This window comes from Microbacterium sp. P03, assembly GCF_043556235.1.
GTDB lineage: Bacteria > Actinomycetota > Actinomycetes > Actinomycetales > Microbacteriaceae > Microbacterium.
On the sequence record NZ_JBIGIM010000005.1, the window covers coordinates 64,401 to 82,869 of the forward strand.

An 18,469-nucleotide genomic window follows, 5' to 3' on the forward strand; every position below is an offset into this window, starting at 1 on the left:
GCGACCCGCAACTAGATTGGACCCCCGTGACCACGCTTCATGACCAGACCGTCCGCGGCTTCGCCTCGGACAACTACTCCGGCATCCACCCCGACGTCCTCGCCGCCATCGGCGCCGCCACCGGCGGCCACCAGACCGCGTACGGCGACGACGTCTACACGGCGCGGCTGCAAGAGGTGTTCGCCGGCCACTTCGGCGACGGCGTCGAGGCATTCCCCGTGTTCAACGGCACGGGTGCGAACGTCATCGGTCTGCAGTCGATGCTGCCGCGATGGGGGGCGGTCGTGGCCGCCGCCACCGCCCACATCAACGTCGACGAGGGCGGCGCGCCGGAGCGGGTGGCGGGCATCAAGCTGCTGACCGTCCCCACGGACGACGGCAAGCTCACCCCCGACCTGATCGACCGCGAGGCGTGGGGATGGGGCGACGAGCATCGGGCGCAGCCGCTGGTGGTCTCGATCACCCAATCGACGGAGCTCGGCACCGTGTACACGGCGGAGGAGATCCGGGCGATCACCGATCATGCGCACTCGCTCGGCATGCGCGTGCACCTCGACGGCGCGCGCATCTCCAATGCCGCGGCCGCGCTCGGCCTCCCCCTGCGGGCCTTCACGCGCGACGTCGGCGTCGACGTGCTGAGCTTCGGCGGAACCAAGAACGGCGCGATGCTCGGCGAGGCCGTGGTCGTACTCGACCCCGAGGCCTCCACGGGGCTCACCTTCCTGCGCAAACTCAATATGCAGCTGGCCTCGAAGATGCGGTTCGTCTCGGCGCAGCTGATCGCACTGCTGGAGGGCGACCTGTGGCTGCAGAACGCGACCCACTCCAACGCCATGGCCCAGCGCCTGCGCGCCGGGGTCGAGGCGGGCATCGACGACGGTTCGATCACCGGCGTCGCGTTCACCCACCCGACGCAGGCGAACGGCGTGTTCGCGACCCTGCCCGACGGGGTCGCCGATGCGCTGCGGCAGAGCTTCCGCTTCTACGACTGGGATGCCGCGAGGAACGAAGTGCGCTGGATGTGCTCGTTCGACACACAGGAGGACGACGTGGACGCGTTCGTCGCCGCGATCGCGCGGGAGACGTCCCGCGGCTGAGGTCGTGCGTCCGACGGATAGCCGTGCGTCGACGACGACCGGCGCAGAGGCCGTCAGCGCAGGGCGCCGACGCTCGCCAGAGCGAGGCGGATGAGCGACCCGCGGCCGCCCTCCATCTCGGCGGCGAGGGAGTCGGATGCCGCTTCCTGCGGCGGCATCCACGTCACCTCGAGAGCGTCCTGGCGGGGCTCGCACGTACCGGTGACAGGGACGACGAAGGCCAGGGAGACCGCGTGCTGGCGATCGTCGTGGAAGGCGCTCACCCCGGGGATCGGGAAGTACTCGGCCACCGTGAACGGCACGGGCGAGGGCGGCAGGAGCGGGAACGCCATCGGTCCGAGATCGTTCTCGAGGTGGCGGAACAGGGCGTCGCGCACCGTCTCGCCGTATCGCACCCGACCACTCACGATCGTGCGCGTGATCTCGCCGAGCGGCGTCGCGCGCAGCAGGATCCCCACATCGGTGACGGCGCCCATCCCATCAGTGCGCACGGGAACGGCCTCGACGTAGAGCATCGGCATCCGGCGCCGGGCCTCGGCGAGCTCGACATCCGACAGCCAACCGGGGTTGGCCACGTTGTCGGCGGCCGCGGAGCCGAACCTCCCGTCGCCCAGGGGGTGCCCCCCGGTGAACCCGGACGAGCCATCCCCGCGACGTTGGTCCCGGGACGAATTGTCGTCGTCGCGCTCGTTCGGGTCGGGGTCTGGGGTGCGCACGGCCATGCCTCTTGTATACCTCACGGTCGCTCCCCCGCCGATCGACAGACCGTCGCGATGAACCGCACCGGCCCTGACGGAGGTCGGCGGCCCCTGTCAGGATGGGGACATGGACGAACTCCCCGACCTCGACGACGCCGCCGTGCTCTGGTCGGTGCCCGACGGCGAGCGCGCCGGGCGGCCGTTGCTCGTCCTGCTGCACGGATACGGCGCCGACGAACACGACCTGTTCGGGCTGGCACCCCATCTTCCCCCCGAGTTCGTCCTGGCCGCCGTGCGCGCCCCGCTCGCGCCGCCATGGCCGTCGCCGGGGTACTCGTGGTATCCGATCGGCGGCGCGTCAGAGAACGGAGGGTCCGGGGCGGGGCCCCGGACGGCCCTCGACGGCCGGGATCCGGACGCCGTCACGGATGCCGCATCCGCCGTCCTCGCGTGGGTGGATCGTGCCGCGATCGGGGCGGAGAGCGTCGGCATGCTCGGCTTCTCGCAGGGCGCCGCCGTCGCGATCCAGGCGCTGCGGCTCGCGCCGGAACGCTTCGCGTTCGTCATCAACCTGAGTGGCTACGCCAGCCCCGGCCTGCTGGCGGGCGACGCTCAGCTCGCCACGCGGAAGCCGCCGGTGTTCTGGGGCCGCGGGACCCGCGACGAGGTGATTCCGGAATTCCTCGTCGAGCACACCGTCCAATGGCTGCCGGGGCACGCCGATCTCAGCGGCCGGGTCTATCCGGGGCTCACCCACAGCGTCTCGGAGCAGGAGCTCGCCGACGTGCGCGTGTTCCTCGAGAAGGTGCAGGGAGACGTCACAGGGTGACGAGCGTGCCGTCCGCCGTCCGCAGCACGAGCTCGAACCGAGACGGCGCCCCCTGCACGACCTCGGCCGTCGCGCCATCGCCGAGACCCAGCGTCGCGTTCAGCCGAATCACCCGTTCGGGATCCTCCTCGATGCGGGTGAAGGAGACGAGCTCGATCGTCGGCAGATCGCCCAGCCCGGGCTGGGGCGTCGTCCCCCAGTCGATGAGGAAGGGCACCTCGGGAATCGGGTCGGCCGCCCGCACGAGCGTCCACTCCAGCAGCGAGCCGTCGGGGGTGCGGCGAGAGAGAGGCGTCACCGGGCCGGGGTCGTAGCCGGCGGCGCGGGCACGCTCGGCCACAGCCGCGATGTCATCGGGATGCACCGCGTAGGTCACGATCCGGGGCCCGGGCAGATCGACGATGCCGAAGGTCGTCGGCACGATGTCGGAGTCGGCGTCCGGAGCGATCAGCTCGATGTAGTGCGGCACGCGCGCACCGTCCACCGTGAGGGCGACGAGATGGTTCGCCGTACCCGTGGGATGCCGCCCACCGGCGGCGGCGGTCACCCCGGTCGCCGCGGCGAACCAGCCGACGAGCACCTCGAGGTCGGGACCGGCGATGACGACGTGGTCCAGCAGCGCGGGAACCGTCACTTCGTGCCCGCCCGCCGGGCGGGGACCTCGGGCTCGCCGAGCGACAGCATGAGACGATTCGCCCAGCTGAAGAACGCCGAGCTGTTGACGATGTCGACGATGTCCGCATCGTCGAGTCCGGCGGCACGCAGTCGATCGATCTGCGCGGTGCCGAAGCGCGGTGGCGTCGCTGACAGCGCCGCCGCGGCATCCACGACCGCGTTCCACACGTCGTCGCCGACATCCGCGCCGATGCCCTCGTCGAGAAGACGCTGGACGTCATCACGGCGACCGGATTCGCGGGTGGCCGCTGCGGCGTGCACCGAAGCGCAGAAGACGCACCCGTTCGCGCGCGACGTCGCGGCGGCGGCCAGCTCGCGCTCGGCTCGGCCGACGCCGTCGGCGGTGTTGAAGAAGATGTCGAGATCGGTCAGCGTGCGCGCCTGGAGCGCCTCCGGGTTGCGCACGAGCAGACGGAAGTAAGGGCTCTTGATGCGGAAGTCATCGATCAGAGCCGCACGCTGGCGCGGCGAAAGCTCTTCTTCGGGTACCGGCTCGATCCAGGGGACCCAGCCGAGGCCCTCCTGGGTGAACCGATCGGGACGGTGCAGCTCGGGGTAGTCGATGACGCTCATCGGCGCTCTCCGTTCGATTCGTCGCGCGCGGGATCGCTGCCCGCCAGTACGCGCAGGCCCCACGCGGTGCGGAGTTGGAACGACAGGAAGGCCACGAGCTGCGACAGGGTGACGATGTCGTCGTCGGACCATCCGGCGTCGGCGAGCGCCGCGAGCGCGGCACCGCTGGATTCGCGCGGACGGAAGACCAGCAGATGAGCATGGGCGAACGCTGCTCGCAGGCGGGTGTCGAAAGCGCCGGCCCGGTCCTCCGAGGCGTCGAACGCCGTACCCGAGGTGTTCTCGCCCTGCAGTCCTTCTTCTCGATACGTGCCGAAGGGTCCGGAGGTGGCCGTGGCCCGGACCAGGGCCGCGACGGGGGCGCTGAGTTCCGCGTCCTCGTCGGCGAGCAGGTCCGAGTAGAACGCCGACGCGGCGGGAAAGCCGTGCAGCCCCGACACGTAGGCGGCGACGGCGTAACGGTCGGCCACGGGGAACGTGCCGGGGTCGGCGGGCTCGAACAGCGCGCTGAAGCTGCGCTGCGCCTGCTCGCGCGCCTGCGGCCGATGACCGCGGATGGGGGCGATGTCGCTCGACGCGGCTGCTCCGCTCAGCAGGTCGATGATGTCGACGGCCGTCGTGGTGGATGCGGGGGTGGTCATCGCGTTCCCTCCAGGACGGCGGGGCTGCGGTGGGCGTTCCGGAGCGCCTCGGCGGCTTCGGGTCCGACACTCCAGCCGAGGCGTGGCGCGACTTCGGTCGCGATCAACTCGATGGAGCGCAGCGTCCACTCGTGCGGAGCGTCGATCGAGTGCACCTGGAACGACACGTCGGTGACCTGATCGATCGTGCGGTCGGCACCGAGGGAGGCGACCACCTCATCGACGGTGCCGACGTGGGTGTCGGTGACCCGGAAGAGCTCGTCGATCGACAGCTCGCCGGGCTCGACTCCGACGAAGGTGGCGGCGAGCTTGTGCAGCGCCTCGCCGACGTGGTCGACGACCTTTCCGCGGTTCTCCTCATCGACGACGAGAGCGGTGCGCGACGCCAGGATCCGCGGCTGCACGCCGTCTGCCAGGTGCGCGAGATATCCCTCGACGACCGGAACCTGCACGTCGTGGAGGGGGATGTCACGGTTGCGGTCGGGGCGCGGCTGCGTTCGAGACAGCAGCAGCCCGTCGCCCCGCTCGGCCGCGCGGACGCCGCCTTCGACGGAGAAGGTCGCCTGCCAGATGCGGCGGTCGAGGTCGGTCGCGTAGGGGTAGATCGCGTGCTCGGTGCCCCGGATGCCGCGCCCGCCGAGTGCGTCCAGAAGCACCTCGAAGTGATCGGTGAACACCTGACGACGATCGTCGAACGAGCGCCCGAACGCGTCGAAGGAGGACGGGGTGCCCCCGGTCGCCAGCCCGAGCTGCACGCGTCCGCCGCTGAGGGCGTCGAGCACCGTGGCGTCCTCCGCCACCCGCAGCGGGTCGTCCAGGGGAAGAGTGACCACCGCGGTGCCGAGCGCGATGCGGGATGTGCGCTGGGCCGCTGCGGCCAGGAGCACGAACGGCGAGGGGAGACCGCCCTCCTGTTCGTGGAAGTGGTGCTGCGCGAGCCAGGCCGATGCGAAGCCGACACGCTCCGCCTGCTCGATCTGCTCGATGGCGAATCGGTAGCGATCGGCTGCCGACGCCTGATCGAGCACGCGGGTGAAGAACCCGACACGGGGCGATGTGGTCATGTCATCCCTCTTGTTTCGATGGAGAGTGTGGAGCGGGGAGTCCGGAGCGCAGGCTGGCTCCGGGGATGGCGGCGATCAGCTGCCGGGTGTACTCGCTCTGCGGGTCGGCGAACACGCGGTCCACCGGTCCGAGTTCGACCTGCTCGCCACGTCGCATCACCGATACGGTATCGGCCAGTTGACGCACCACGGCCAGATCGTGCGAGATGAAGATGTAGGTGAGTCCGAGCTCCTGCTGCAGGCGGTTGAGCAGCCGGAGGATCTGCGCCTGGACCGTCACGTCCAGCGCCGACACGGCCTCGTCGAGCACGACCAGGCGCGGCTCGAGGATCAGCGCTCGGGCGATCGCCACCCGTTGGCGCTGACCACCCGAGAGTTCGGCAGGGCTCCGGGTGGCCATTTCCGGGGTGAGTGCGACGAGTTCCAGGTGGTGCGCGGCACACGCGGCGCGCTCACGGGCACCGCCCAGGCCGAAGTTGCGCAGCGGCTCGGCGACGACCTCTCCGACGCTCTGTCGCGGATCGAGCGAGCCGTAGGGGTTCTGAGAGACGAGCTGAGTCGTGCGTCGGTACGCGCGCGCCGAGCGCAAGGCGGTGACCTCGACCCCGTCCACGCGGATCGACCCTGCCGTCGGACGCCCGAACCCTGCGATCGCGCGCCCTGTGGTGGTCTTTCCCGACCCGGATTCACCGACGAGCGCATGGGTGGTTCCGGCGGGGACGGTGAAGCTCACGCCGTCGACGGCGAGGAAGGGTGTCCTGCGGCGCCCGCGCGAGTACTCCTGTCGCAGACCCTCCACCACGACGAGGGGGGATTCGGCTCCGGACACCCGCACCCGCTCGCGGATCACGACGGTGCTCAACGAGGGCGCGTCCGACAGCAGCGCCCTGGTGTACTCGGCGGTCGGCGCGGCGATCACCTCGCGCGTCGGCCCGTGCTCCTGCACCTCGCCTCCACGCATCACGACGAGCTGCTCGGAGTGGTCGGCCGCGACGGCGAGATCGTGGGTGATGAACAGGACGCCGGTGCCGGTGTCCTGTCTCAACCGGTCGATGAGCTCGAGCACGCGCCGCTGAACGGTGACGTCCAGCGCGCTCGTGGGCTCGTCCGCGATCACGAGTTCCGGCTCCAGCGCGAGTGCCGCCGCGATCAGCACGCGCTGGCGCATCCCGCCGCTGAGCTCATGCGGATACTGGCGTGCCCGCGCCTCGGGGTCGTCGATGTCGACCTTCTCCAGCAGCTCGTGCACGCGCGCAGCGATCTTCCGCCCGTCCCGCCACCCGTGGATGCGCAGGCTCTCGCCCACGCTGGCGCCGATCGTCTTGACCGGGTTGAGCGAATTGCCGGGATCCTGCGGGATGAGGCCGATCCGGCGTCCGCGGATCTGCCGGAAGCGGCGATCCGACAGCCCGACCAGCTCGAGATCGCCCAGACGGATGCTGCCCGACGGCACTCTGCCGTTCGCCGCGATCAACCCCATGACGGTCTGCGCGACGGTCGTCTTGCCCGAACCGGATTCACCCACGATCGCGGTGGTGGTGCCGGCCATGACGTCCAAGGACACCCCGGCCACAGCATCCACCGGTCCTCGGTCCGTCTCGTACTGCACTCGCAGGTCGGTGATGCGCAGAAGCGGCTCGGCGCTCATCCTTCTCCTCCTCCGCGGATGGCCTGGCTCACCCGGTTGGTCGCCAGCACGACGAGGACGACGACGATGCCCGGGAGCACCGTCAGCCACCACGCCGTCGCGACGTAGTTGCGTCCTTCGGAGATGAGCAGACCCCACTCCGGGGTGGGCGGCGGCGCCCCGTAGCCGAGGAAGCCGAGAGTCGCGATCTGCAGGATCGCCGATCCGAACTGCAGGGCGATGAGTGCGACCACCGGGGTGATCGAGTTCGGGAGGATGTGACGCCACATCACGGTCCAGAACGTGCCGCCGCTGCCGTACGCCGCCTCGACGTATTCGCTCACGCGCACGCTCACCACCTGCGAACGCGACAGTCGCGCGAAGACGGCGATGGAGGTCACGCCGACCGCCACCGCCGTCGTGGCGGTGCCGAAGCCGAGGAGGATCACGATGCTCAGCGAGAGCAGCAGGGACGGGATGGCGAGCATGACGTCGATCACGCGCATCAGGCTGTCGTCGACCCAGCCGCGCACCGACCCCGCGATGAGGCCGATCGCGGTGCCGACGACGAAGCCGACCGTGACGGCGATCAGCGCGCCCGTCACGGATTGCGCCGCGCCGTGCACGACGCGCGTGTACAGGTCACGGCCGAGCGAGTCCGTGCCGAACCAGTGCTCCGGCGACGGGGGTCTGAGCGCCTGACCGGCGGAACCGGCCGTCGGGTCGCCGGGTGCGAAGAGGGACGGCAGGACCGTCCACAGCAGAGCGACCGCGAGCACCAGCAGAGACAGCACGATGCCGGGGCGGACCCAGCGCCTCCGCCGTGCGCGCGCTGCGGGGCCGGCCGTGATGGCGGTGAGGGCGGTCATGCGGTGACCTCGGTGCGGAGTCGGGGGTTGAGCACGGGATAGAGCAGATCGACGATGAGGTTGATCACGACGAAGGTGACGGACGACAGGATGACGATGGCGAGCAGCACCGGCGAGTCCCGGTTCGCGACCGCCTGCGCCGTGAGCTGGCCGATCCCGGCCCGTCCGAAGACCGTCTCGGTCACGACGGCCCCGCCGACCAGTTCTCCGAAGAGGAGTCCTGCGATCGTGAGGGTGGGCAGGAGCGCGTTGCGCGTGATGTTTCGCCAGAGCAGCCAGCTGGTGCTGGCGCCCCGGGCGCGCACGACCTGGACGAAGGGCTGCGCGCTCACGTCGTCGATGCTGCGGATGAGCACCTGGGCGAGGGGGGCGGCGATGGGGATCGCGATCGTGATCACCGGCAGGATGAGCGCCTGCACGGGGTCGGCGCCGATCAGCGGCACCCAGCCCAGGCGGAAGGAGAAGATCTGGATGAGGATGATTCCGATCCAGAACACCGGCACCGACACGAACAGCGGCGGCATGCTGCGGAAGAACCGCCGCAGGGGACCGCCCGCCCCGTGCGTCGCCGTGAAGGCGATGATGCCCGCGAGCACCACGGCGAGGATCGTGGAGAAGAACGCGAGGGTCAGGGTCGACGGCAGCGCCGCGGCGAGGAGGGTGGACACGGCCGCGCCGGACTGCACCGAGTACCCGAAGTCGCCGCGCAGATATCCCAGGGTCGAATCGACGAACCGGGTGATCAGCGGCTGGTCCGCCCCGTACGCCGCGCGGATCTCATCGAGCTGCTGCGGCGACAGGCCGAGTTCGGGCGACCCGTACCGCGCGAGCACCGCATCGCCGGGGAGCAGCGCGAGCAGCACGTAGGCGGCGATGTAGGCCAGCACCAGCACGATGAGTGCCTGGCCCAGCCGCTGCAGAACGTATCTCATGGGATGCCTCGGGTGGCCGGCCGTCGCGGGGACGACCGGCCACCTCGACTCGTGTTCCTACTTCTGAAGCCAGGTCGAGTAGAAGGACGGGCGTCCGACGGACTCGGTGGAGAAGCCCTGAACGCCGCCGCTCAGACCGAACACCTGGGGTTCCTCGAAGATCGGGAGGATATAGGCGTTCTCCGCCAGGTATTCCTGCGCCGCCTTCGACGCCGCTTCGCGCTCGTCCGTCGTCGGGACGGATGCGATGTCGGCCAGAAGGGTGTCGAGCTCCGGGTCCGCGACCGAGCTGTCGGCCGCGTCGCGGTTGAGCAGCGTGTTCCGGTTGCCGGAGGCGTACTGCGACTTCAGGACATCGAAGTCGGCACGACCGACCATCGAGTGGTAAACCTGCACGGTGTTCACGTCGAGACTCGCCGCGGTCTGCGCCGCCTGGTCGCCCGGAAGGAGGTTGACCTCGACCCCGAGACCGGCGAGCTGCTCCTGGATGAGCGTCACGACCTCCTTCGACCGCGGCTGGGGCAGGGCGTCGTTGAAGGTGAGCGACAGCTTCTGCCCGTCCTTCTCGCGGATGCCGTCCGAACCCACGGCCCACCCGGCGTCATCGAGCAGCTGGGCCGCCTTGTCGGGGTCGAACTCGTAGTACGAGGACGTGTCGACGTAGCCGCGGGCGGTCTTTGCGAGCGCACCGGTGGCCAGGGGGTAGTTCGCGGTGAAGAGCGTGTCGATGATGGCCTGACGGTCGATGCCCGCGATGAGTGCCTGACGGACGCGGATGTCGCTCAGCAGCGGGTTGCGGAAGCGGAAGCTCAGTCCGTTGTTCACGCCGTTGGTGGCCGCCGCGTGCAGCGAGAGTCCGCCGCCGGCGAACTGCGCCTCGTCGGGGGCGGGGATCTGTCGCGCGATCTGGGCCTGACCGGCGACGACCGTGCCGACGCGCACACTGTCCTCGGCCGCCACGACATACGTCAGCGAGTCGAGGTATGGGCGACCCTGGTGCTCGAGCGACGGAGGAGCCCAGTCGTAGTCGTCCCGGGCCTCCAGGGTCACCTGGGTGCCCACCTGCTCGTCGCTGATCACGAACGGACCGGCGCCGATGACCTCCGCGGCGTTGCCCGGGCCGTATCCCTCGCTGCCCAGTGCCAGGGTGGAGTCCGAAACGAGACCCGAGTTGATCGTCGAGACGGCCTGTCCGAAGCCGGGGGCCGGGGCCGTGAAGAAGAACTTGACCGTGGACTCGTCGACGACCTCGCCGTGGTCGTAGTTGTTGATGGCCTCCGACACCGTGAGCTTCTTGTCGGGGTTGCCCTTGCCGAACAGATCGAAGTTGGCCACGACGTTCTCGGCGGTGAGCGGAGTGCCGTCGGAATAGGTCACATCCGTGCGGATGGTGAAGGTGTACTCGGTGGCGTCCGCGTTGACCTCGGGGAGAGCGGTGGCGATCCACGGCTCGAGCTCGAGGGTCTCGGGGTTCTGGTAGAGCAGACGCGACGTGATGTTGTTGACGATGCCGCCGTTGGGGTAGAACCCCGCTGCGGGCGGGTACAGGGTGGTCCAGGTCTGCGGCTCGAGGTACGTGAGGTCGCCTCCGGTGACCGGTTCGCCGGCACCGGACGCACTCGGGTCGGCGGATCCGCCGGCCGCGCAGCCGGCCAGCAGTGAGGCGGTGGTCGCGACTGCTGCCGCGGCGAGCGCCCATCTCGGGAAACGTGATGCCATGTCTGCATTCCTCTTCGGGGATAGGTATCTGGGTGCAGACCCAATTCTCCGGTCGCGTCGCTCAGGCCGGGCATCCGTGTCGCTATGTGACGGTTCCGCCCGCCGCGTCATCCCGGCCACCACCCGCCCCGATGTCGGTGGCAGCGACCAAGATGGAGGGGTGAGCGATGTGTTGGACCGTTTCGGTCCCGCGACCGCGGACTGGTTCCGCAGCGCGTTCACCGCGCCCACGTCCGCCCAGCAGGGCGCCTGGGAGGCGATCTCGGCCGGCAAGCACGCCCTCGTCGTCGCGCCCACCGGTTCGGGCAAGACGCTCTCGGCCTTCCTCTGGGCGATCGACCGTGTCTTCCGAGACAAGAAGGCGCAGCCGGATGCCGCGGCATCCGCTCCTCCCCGTCGCAAGCGCGGCGCGACCGCGCCCGTCGTCGAGAAGCCCCCCGCCACGCGCATCCTCTACATCTCGCCGCTGAAGGCCCTGGGGGTGGACGTCGAGCGCAACCTCCGGTCCCCCCTCGTCGGGATCGCGCAATCCGCACGCCGACTCGGTGTCGAGGTGCCGCACGTCACGGTCGGTGTCCGCTCTGGAGACACCACCTCCAGCGACCGCCGCAAGCTGGTCACCGATCCGCCCGACATCCTCATCACGACACCCGAGTCGTTGTACCTCATGCTGACGAGCCAGGCCGGCGAGACGCTACGCGGCGTCGACACGGTGATCGTCGACGAGGTGCACGCCGTCGCAGCCACCAAGCGGGGGGCCCACCTCGCGGTGAGCCTCGAGCGGCTGGATGCCCTCCGCCGCTCGTACGACTCCGATGCGGACCCCGCCCAGCGCATCGGGCTTTCGGCCACGGTGCGGCCGATCGACGAGGTCGCCCGCTTCCTCGGCGGATCCGCACCGGTCGAGATCGTGGCCCCCCGCGCCACGAAGGCGTTCGACCTGACCGTCGTGGTGCCGGTCGACGACATGCTCAATCCGCCGCCGCCGCCCGGGTCCGAACCGCCCCCGCGAACAGCACCCGAGACGGATGCCGCGCCCGATGAGGACTGGTTCGCCGGTGATGCGCGCGTGCGACCCGAGAACACCGAGATGAGCGGGTCGGTATGGCCGCACGTCGAGGAGGCGATCGTCGACCGCATCCTGCAGCATCGCTCGACCATCGTCTTCTCGAACTCGCGGCGCCTCGCCGAGCGGCTGACCGGGCGTCTCAACGAGATCTACAGCGAACGCCTCGGACTCGATCTGCCCGAGGCGTCGGTACCCGCGGCGACGATGGCGCAGGCGGGCTCCACCGGCGGCGCCGAACCCGTGCTCGCGAAAGCGCACCACGGGTCGGTCTCGAAGGAGCAGCGCGCGCAGGTCGAGGAGGAGCTGAAGGCCGGCGTCCTGCGCTGCGTCGTCGCGACCAGCAGTCTCGAGCTCGGCATCGACATGGGCGCGGTCGATCTCGTCATCCAGGTCGAGGCACCGCCCTCCGCGGCATCGGGCCTGCAGCGCGTCGGCCGCGCCGGTCACCAGGTCGGCGAGGTCAGTCGCGCGGCGCTGTTCCCGAAGCACCGGGGCGACGTGCTGCACACCGCGATCGTCACCGAGCGGATGCTGGCGGGGCAGATCGAGGCGATCTCCATCCCGCAGAACCCGCTGGACATCCTCGCTCAGCAGACCGTCGCCGCGTCCGCCCTCGGCTCGATCGACGTCGAGGAGTGGTTCGAGACCGTCAAACGCAGCGCGCCGTTCCGCATGCTGCCGCGGTCGGCGTACGAGGCGACCCTCGATCTGCTCGCGGGTCGCTATCCGTCGGACGAGTTCGCCGAACTGCGCCCGCGCCTGGTGTGGGATCGCGACAAGGGCACGCTGACGGGGCGGCCGGGCTCCCAGCGCATCGCCGTCACGAGCGGCGGGACGATCCCCGACCGCGGCCTGTTCGGCGTCTTCATCGCCGGCGAGTCCCAGAACGCCCGCGTCGGCGAGCTCGACGAAGAGATGGTCTACGAGTCGCGCGTGAACGACGTCTTCACTCTGGGCACCACCAGCTGGCGGATCGTCGAGATCACCCACGATCGCGTGAACGTCCTGCCCGCCTACGGTCAGCCGGGCAAGCTTCCGTTCTGGCACGGTGACGGCATCGGCCGCCCCGCCGAACTCGGCGAAGCGCTCGGGAAGTTCTCGCGCGACCTCCTGTCCGTCTCGCGCGAGAAGGCGCAGGACCGACTGTCCGAGGCCGGGCTGGATGACCGCGCCTCCGCGAACCTGCTCGCCTACCTCGACGAGCAGAAGGAGGCGACCGGCAGCCTGCCGACCGACAAGAGCCTCACGGTGGAGCTCGGCCGCGACGAAGTGGGCGACTGGCGCGTCATCCTGCATTCCCCGTACGGCATGAAGGTGCACGCCCCGTGGGCCTTGGCCGTGAATGCGCGGATCCGCGAGCGTCTCGGGGTCGAGGGCGCCGCCGTCGCGAGCGACGACGGCATCATCGCGCGTGTGCCGGACGCGACCGCCGAGCCACCGGGCGCCGAGCTGTTCGTCTTCGATCCCGACGAGCTCGAGCAGATCGTCACGAACGAGGTGGGCGGTTCCGCGCTGTTCGCCTCGCGGTTCCGCGAGTGCGCGGCCCGCGCTCTGCTCATGCCCCGCATGAACCCGAACAAGCGCAGTCCGCTCTGGCAGCAGCGCCAGCGGTCGGCGCAGCTGCTCGAGGTCGCCAAGCGCCACCCGACGTTCCCGATCATCCTCGAGACCCTTCGCGAGGTGCTGCAGGACGTCTATGACGTGCCTGCTCTCCTGCGGATCGCCCGCAGCATCGGCGACCGCCGCATCCGGCTCGTCGAGATCACCACCACCCAGCCGTCGCCGTTCGCGCGCGATCTGCTGTTCGGGTACGTCGGCGCGTTCATGTACGAGGGCGACTCGCCGCTCGCGGAGCGCCGCGCAGCCGCGCTTTCGGTCGATCCCGCGCTCCTGAGCGAACTGCTCGGCAAAGTCGAGATGCGCGAGCTGCTCGACCCCGACATCATCGCGCAGTTCGAGCGCGAGGCGCAGCGCCTCGATCCGGATCGGCGGGCGCGCGGCGTCGAGGGCGTGGCGGATCTGCTGCGCGTGCTCGGTCCGCTCGATGCCGCCGAGGTGGCGCTCCGGCTCGATCCCGTCGAGCAGGCATCCGACAGCACGGCCGATGCATCCGAGACGAACGAGGGCTCCGCGCCGCAGACCGCACAGACCGAATCGATGCGGGCTCTGCTCCGGGACGAGGCATCCGCCCACCTGACGGCCCTCGCCGACGCGCGCCGCGCGATCGCGGTGACGATCGCGGGCGTCCCCCGGATCGCAGCGATCGAAGACGCCGGGCGACTGCGGGACGCCCTCGGGGTGGCGCTGCCCGTCGGCATCCCGCTCGCCTTCCTCGAGCCGCACAGCGACCCGATGTCCGACCTCGTTGCGCGCTACGCGCGGACGCACGGTCCTTTCACCGCGGATGCCGTCGCCGAACGCTTCGGCGTGGGCGTCGCGGTCGCCCGGCAGACCCTGCAGCGGCTCGAGAGCCGAGGCCGCATCACGAGCGGCTACTTCCTCCCCGACACGTCCGACGCCGGCACGCGCGCCGGGGGCGCCCAGGACCAGGAGTGGTGCGACACCGAGGTGCTGCGCCGCCTGCGCATGCGGTCGCTCGCCGCCATCCGGGGCAGTGTCGAGCCCGTCCCGCCGGAGGCGTTCGCGCGCTTCCTGCCCACATGGCAGCACGTCACGCGGCCGCTCGAGGGCATCGACGGGGTCGCCGCCGTGGTCGAACAGCTCGCCGGTGTGCCGATCCCGGCGAGTGCCTGGGAGTCGCTCATCCTGCCCGCGCGGGTCGCGGATTACCGTCCGACGATGCTCGACGAACTCACGGCGAGCGGCGAAGTGCTGTGGTCGGGTGGTGGTTCGCTCCCCGGCCGCGACGGCTGGATCGCCCTGCATCCCGCCGACGCCGCCGCGCTCACGCTCGCCGCGCCCGAAGACGAGGTGGCCCCGGAGTCGCTCGAGGAGCGGGTGCTCACGGCGCTGGCCGGGGGCGGGGCCTACTTCGCGGCTCAGCTGAAGCAGCTCACCGAGGCCGAGAACGAGCAGTCCGTGATCGAAGCGCTGTGGAGCCTGACCTGGTCGGGGCGGATCACGAACGACACCTTCGCCCCCATCCGCACGCTGCTCGGCGGCGGGGCCCAGACGCACCGCGTGGCGAGGAAGACGCCGCGCTCCCGTCTCTACCGCAGCACGACGATTCCGCGTCAGGGCACACCGCCGCGCCCGCCGGCGCTCGGTGGACGGTGGTCGCTGCTGCCCGCACCCGAGTCCGACCCGACCCTGCGCGCGACGGCGTCGGCCAGTCTTCTGCTCGACCGGTACGGGGTCGTCACGCGCGGGTCCGTGCAGTCTGAGGGCCTCCCCGGCGGCTTCGCCCAGGCGTACCGCGTGCTGGCCGGCTTCGAGCAGGCCGGGCATTGTCGACGCGGCTACGTGATCGAGAAGCTCGGCGCCGCGCAGTTCGCGGCCTCCGCCACGGTCGACCGGCTCCGCGAGTTCGCCGGTCTGCCCGACCCGGCTCCGCTGCGCACCGTCACGCTCGCCGCCACCGATCCCGCCAACCCCTACGGAGCCGCGCTCGCCTGGCCCGCGATCGAGGGTGTCGGCCACCGCCCGGGCCGCAAGGCCGGGGGGCTCGTGGTGATCGTCGACGGCGCGTTGACGATCTACCTCGAACGCGGCGGCAAGTCGGCGCTGGCCTTCACCGACGATGAGGCACGACTCGCCGCCGCGACGAAGAGCGTCGCCACGACGGCGCGCGCGCGTCACCTCGACACCCTGACGATCGAGCAGGTGAACGGCGAATTCGTCTACGGCACCGCCGTCGGACGGGCGCTCCGCGACGCCGGCTTCGCCGAGTCGCCACGCGGTCTCACCCTGCGCCGGGGGTCGACGACCACCGCGGCCGTGCCGGTCACCTCTCCGGCGGCGGAGTCCGGTCGTGCCTGAGGGCGATACCGTCTTCCGCGCCGCCCGAAAACTCTCCGACGCTCTGACCGGGGAGACGGTGACCCGGTTCGACATCCGGGTTCCGGGAAGCGCCACCGCGGATCTCCGCGGCGAGACGGTGCATGCCGTCCTCCCCCGCGGCAAGCACCTGCTCGAGCGCATCGGCGACTTCACCCTGCACTCGCATCTGCGGATGGAGGGTGTCTGGCACGTCTATCGACCCGGCGAGAGATGGCGACGACCCGCCTACGCCGCGCGCGCCATCGTCGGCACGGCGCAGCTCGACACCGTCGGCTTCGAGCTCGCGATGGTCGAGGTGCTGCCCACCGCCGACGAGGATCGGATCGTCGGACACCTCGGGCCCGACCCGCTGGCAGCCGACTGGGATCCGGCCGAGGCCGCGCGCCGGCTCGCCGCGGACGACCGGCCCGTGCACGTGGCGCTCCTCGATCAGCGCAACGTCGCCGGGTTCGGCAACGAGTACGCGAACGAGATCCTGTTCGTGCGCGGCACCCTGCCCTCGAAGCCCGCGAGCGAGACGGATGCTGCGGGCATCGTCGACCTCGGCGCACGCATGATCACGGCGAACGTGGTGCGCAACGAGCGCACCTTCACGGGCGATGCCCGCGCCGGGCGCCGCACCTGGGTGTACCGGCGCGACGGACGCGCGTGCCGCCGATGCGGGGCCCTGATCCGAACGGGCGCCCTCGGTGCGGATCCGACCAAGGAGCGCAATGTGTTCTGGTGCCCGGTCTGCCAGACCTGAGGCTGTCCGAGCGGAGGCTTCGCCTCCGGTAGCCGCGGCGGACCCCGACAATCCGTCCGACCCCGCCTCGACCCTGCGCGGAACGTCCGCGAGATCATCGGGCGCTTGCCTCCGTCGACGCCGACGTATTGACTGTGAGGACATTTCGCCCCCGACGCGTTCGACAGGAAGTGATAGCCGTGGGAACCACTGTGTTCGAACGGCAACAGCCGGCAGCATCCACCATCCGACAGAGTCTCATGGACACTCGGCACGGCGTGTTCTGGCTCGATGACCTCGCCGACGTTCCGACTCGCGAGCCCCTCACGGGTGCGCACACGGCCGACCTCGCGATCGTCGGCGGCGGCTACAGCGGACTGTGGACGGCCGTCCTCGCCAAGCGCCGCAATCCGGCTGCTCGGGTCGTGCTGCTCGAGGCCCGCACCGTCGGGTGGGCGGCATCCGGCCGCAACGGCGGGTTCTGCGAGGCGAGCATCACCCACGGACGGGAGAACGCCGTCTCGCGCTGGCCCGAGGAGGCAGCTGTCCTCGAGCGGCTGGGACTGCAGAACCTCGATGCGTTCGAATCCGACGTCGCCGAATGGGATATCCGAGCCGACTTCGAGCGCACCGGTGCCCTCGCCGTCGCGCTCGAGCCGCACGAGCTCGCGTGGCTGCAGGAGCAGAAGGCCGAGGCCGTCGCGGAGGGCGACGACACCATCGTCCTGCTCGACGAGGCGCAGACCCGCGCCGCCGTCGGCTCGCCCACGTACCTCGGAGCCACCTGGGACACCCGGGGATGCGCGATGCTGCACCCCGGCAAGATGGCGGCCGAGCTCGCGCGCGTCGCCGAGGACCTCGGCGTCGAGATCTTCGAGCACTCGCTGGTCAAGGACGTCGAGACGCCGGATGGCGCAGGGGCGGTCGTCCGTACGGCGGCCGGTTCGGTGACGGCTGCGCAGGTCGCTCTCGGCACGAACGTCTACCCGTCGCTGCTCGGTCGCAACAGACTCATGACCGTGCCGGTGTACGACTACGTGCTCATGACCGAACCGCTCAGCGACGATCAGCTCGCCTCGATCGGCTGGCAGGATCGCCAGGGCATCGCCGACATGGCGAATCAGTTCCACTACTACCGACTGACCGCCGACAATCGCATCCTCTGGGGCGGGTACGACGCCGTCTACCACTACGGCCGCAAGGTGCGCGCGCAGTACGAGGAGCGTCCGTCGACGTACGAACTGCTCGCCTCCCACTTCTTCACGACGTTCCCACAGCTCGCGGGGCTGCGCTTCTCGCACCGCTGGGCGGGGGCGATCGACACCTCGACGCAATTCTGCGCGTTCTACGGGCTGGCTCGAGGCGGACGCGTCGCGTACTCCGCCGGATACACCGGCCTCGGCGTGGGTGCGACGCGCTTCGGCGCCGAGGTCATGCTCGACCTGCTCGAAGGACGCGAGACCGAGCGGACGGCCCTTGAGATGGTGCGCAGGCGCCCGCTGCCGTTCCCCCCGGAACCCGCCGCGGCGATCGGCATCAACGCCACGCGCTGGTCGTTGAACCGCGCCGACCACAACGCGGGCAAGCGCAACGTGCTGCTGCGCACCCTGGATGCCCTCGGGCTCGGGTTCGACTCATGAGCGAGCGGCTCGTCCCGGGCGAGGTGACGGATGCCGCGCAGCTGACCGTGCCGTTCGAGACGGTCGCCCCCGCTCAGGTGGTGGCCGGTACACCCGGCACCCGGTATGCGCCGCTGGACGAGGCATCCGGCGTCTCGATCGGAGTGTGGGAGATGTCTGCGGGGGCGATGAGCGATGTCGAGGCCGACGAGGTCTTCGTCGTCCTGGCGGGCGACGCCACGGTGGAGTTCATCGAGCCCGCACTGCCGCCGATCGAGCTGCGCCCCGGGTCGATCGTGCGACTGGAGCAGGGCATGCGCACCGTCTGGACCGTGCGCGACACCCTCCGCAAGGTCTTCGTCGCCGGCTGATC

At 70.6% G+C, this 18,469-nt stretch carries 15 protein-coding genes; 6 read left to right on the forward strand and 9 right to left on the reverse strand.

Annotated features, from left to right (window positions below; genetic code table 11):
• Nucleotides 1-26: 26 nt before the first annotated feature.
• Complete coding sequence (locus tag ACFXOO_RS13305) at nucleotides 27-1,097, forward strand: threonine aldolase family protein (RefSeq protein WP_378841608.1); 1,071 nt, start codon at nucleotides 27-29, stop codon at nucleotides 1,095-1,097.
• 53 nt (nucleotides 1,098-1,150) lie between these two features.
• Here the strand turns inward: ACFXOO_RS13305 and ACFXOO_RS13310 are convergent, their stop codons facing one another.
• Nucleotides 1,151-1,819 carry an NUDIX hydrolase family protein gene (locus tag ACFXOO_RS13310; protein WP_394563834.1) on the reverse strand — a complete coding sequence of 223 codons (669 nt, stop codon included), beginning with the start codon at nucleotides 1,817-1,819 and terminating at the stop codon, nucleotides 1,151-1,153.
• A gap of 103 nt (nucleotides 1,820-1,922) precedes the next feature.
• Here ACFXOO_RS13310 and ACFXOO_RS13315 point away from each other — a divergent pair, with 103 nt between their 5' ends.
• The gene (locus ACFXOO_RS13315; RefSeq protein WP_394563835.1) at nucleotides 1,923-2,624 is read left to right on the forward strand and encodes an alpha/beta hydrolase; all 702 of its coding nucleotides are present in this window, start codon (nucleotides 1,923-1,925) and stop codon (nucleotides 2,622-2,624) included.
• On the opposite strand, the gene ACFXOO_RS13320 is transcribed toward ACFXOO_RS13315, so the two are convergent.
• The 8 genes from ACFXOO_RS13320 to ACFXOO_RS13355 are packed head-to-tail and all read right to left on the reverse strand — an operon-like array spanning nucleotide 2,614 to nucleotide 10,724.
• Nucleotides 2,614-3,258: a VOC family protein gene (locus ACFXOO_RS13320; protein ID WP_394563836.1), complete on the reverse strand. Its 645-nt coding sequence runs from the start codon at nucleotides 3,256-3,258 to the stop codon at nucleotides 2,614-2,616. The genes ACFXOO_RS13315 and ACFXOO_RS13320 overlap by 11 nt on opposite strands.
• Nucleotides 3,255-3,872: an alkylhydroperoxidase domain protein gene (locus ACFXOO_RS13325; protein WP_394563837.1), complete on the reverse strand. Its 618-nt coding sequence runs from the start codon at nucleotides 3,870-3,872 to the stop codon at nucleotides 3,255-3,257. Before ACFXOO_RS13325 ends, ACFXOO_RS13320 begins: the two co-directional genes overlap by 4 nt.
• On the reverse strand, nucleotides 3,869-4,513 hold the full coding sequence (locus ACFXOO_RS13330; protein WP_394563838.1) for a CMD domain protein: 645 nt from the start codon (nucleotides 4,511-4,513) through the stop codon (nucleotides 3,869-3,871). Before ACFXOO_RS13330 ends, ACFXOO_RS13325 begins: the two co-directional genes overlap by 4 nt.
• The gene (locus ACFXOO_RS13335; protein ID WP_378841617.1) at nucleotides 4,510-5,577 is read right to left on the reverse strand and encodes a putative FMN-dependent luciferase-like monooxygenase; all 1,068 of its coding nucleotides are present in this window, start codon (nucleotides 5,575-5,577) and stop codon (nucleotides 4,510-4,512) included. Before ACFXOO_RS13335 ends, ACFXOO_RS13330 begins: the two co-directional genes overlap by 4 nt.
• 1 nt (nucleotide 5,578) lies before the next feature.
• The gene (locus ACFXOO_RS13340) at nucleotides 5,579-7,225 is read right to left on the reverse strand and encodes a dipeptide ABC transporter ATP-binding protein (RefSeq protein ID WP_394563839.1); all 1,647 of its coding nucleotides are present in this window, start codon (nucleotides 7,223-7,225) and stop codon (nucleotides 5,579-5,581) included.
• Nucleotides 7,222-8,073, reverse strand: coding sequence for an ABC transporter permease (locus ACFXOO_RS13345; protein ID WP_394563841.1), 852 nt, complete (start codon nucleotides 8,071-8,073; stop codon nucleotides 7,222-7,224). The genes ACFXOO_RS13340 and ACFXOO_RS13345 overlap by 4 nt, the downstream gene beginning before the upstream one ends.
• A complete protein-coding gene (locus ACFXOO_RS13350) occupies nucleotides 8,070-9,005 on the reverse strand; it encodes an ABC transporter permease (RefSeq protein ID WP_378841621.1) in 936 nt (311 codons plus the stop codon). The genes ACFXOO_RS13345 and ACFXOO_RS13350 overlap by 4 nt, the downstream gene beginning before the upstream one ends.
• 57 nt (nucleotides 9,006-9,062) lie before the next feature.
• Complete coding sequence (locus ACFXOO_RS13355; protein ID WP_394563842.1) at nucleotides 9,063-10,724, reverse strand: TIGR04028 family ABC transporter substrate-binding protein; 1,662 nt, start codon at nucleotides 10,722-10,724, stop codon at nucleotides 9,063-9,065.
• Nucleotides 10,725-10,884: 160 nt separating this feature from the next.
• On the opposite strand from ACFXOO_RS13355, the gene ACFXOO_RS13360 reads away from it, so the two are divergent.
• The 4 genes from ACFXOO_RS13360 (at nucleotide 10,885) to ACFXOO_RS13375 (ending at nucleotide 18,467) form a co-directional block, all read left to right on the forward strand.
• Nucleotides 10,885-15,732, forward strand: coding sequence for a DEAD/DEAH box helicase (locus ACFXOO_RS13360; RefSeq protein ID WP_394563843.1), 4,848 nt, complete (start codon nucleotides 10,885-10,887; stop codon nucleotides 15,730-15,732).
• Entirely contained in the window at nucleotides 15,725-16,498 is a 774-nt protein-coding gene (locus ACFXOO_RS13365; RefSeq protein ID WP_394563844.1) for a DNA-formamidopyrimidine glycosylase family protein, read from the forward strand. The genes ACFXOO_RS13360 and ACFXOO_RS13365 overlap by 8 nt, the downstream gene beginning before the upstream one ends.
• Nucleotides 16,499-16,677: 179 nt before the next feature.
• Nucleotides 16,678-18,117 (forward strand): NAD(P)/FAD-dependent oxidoreductase, encoded by a 1,440-nt coding sequence (locus ACFXOO_RS13370; RefSeq protein WP_394563845.1) that lies wholly within the window; start codon nucleotides 16,678-16,680, stop codon nucleotides 18,115-18,117.
• Complete coding sequence (locus ACFXOO_RS13375; RefSeq protein WP_378841631.1) at nucleotides 18,114-18,467, forward strand: cupin domain-containing protein; 354 nt, start codon at nucleotides 18,114-18,116, stop codon at nucleotides 18,465-18,467. The genes ACFXOO_RS13370 and ACFXOO_RS13375 overlap by 4 nt, the downstream gene beginning before the upstream one ends.
• Nucleotides 18,468-18,469: the final 2 nt, after the last annotated feature.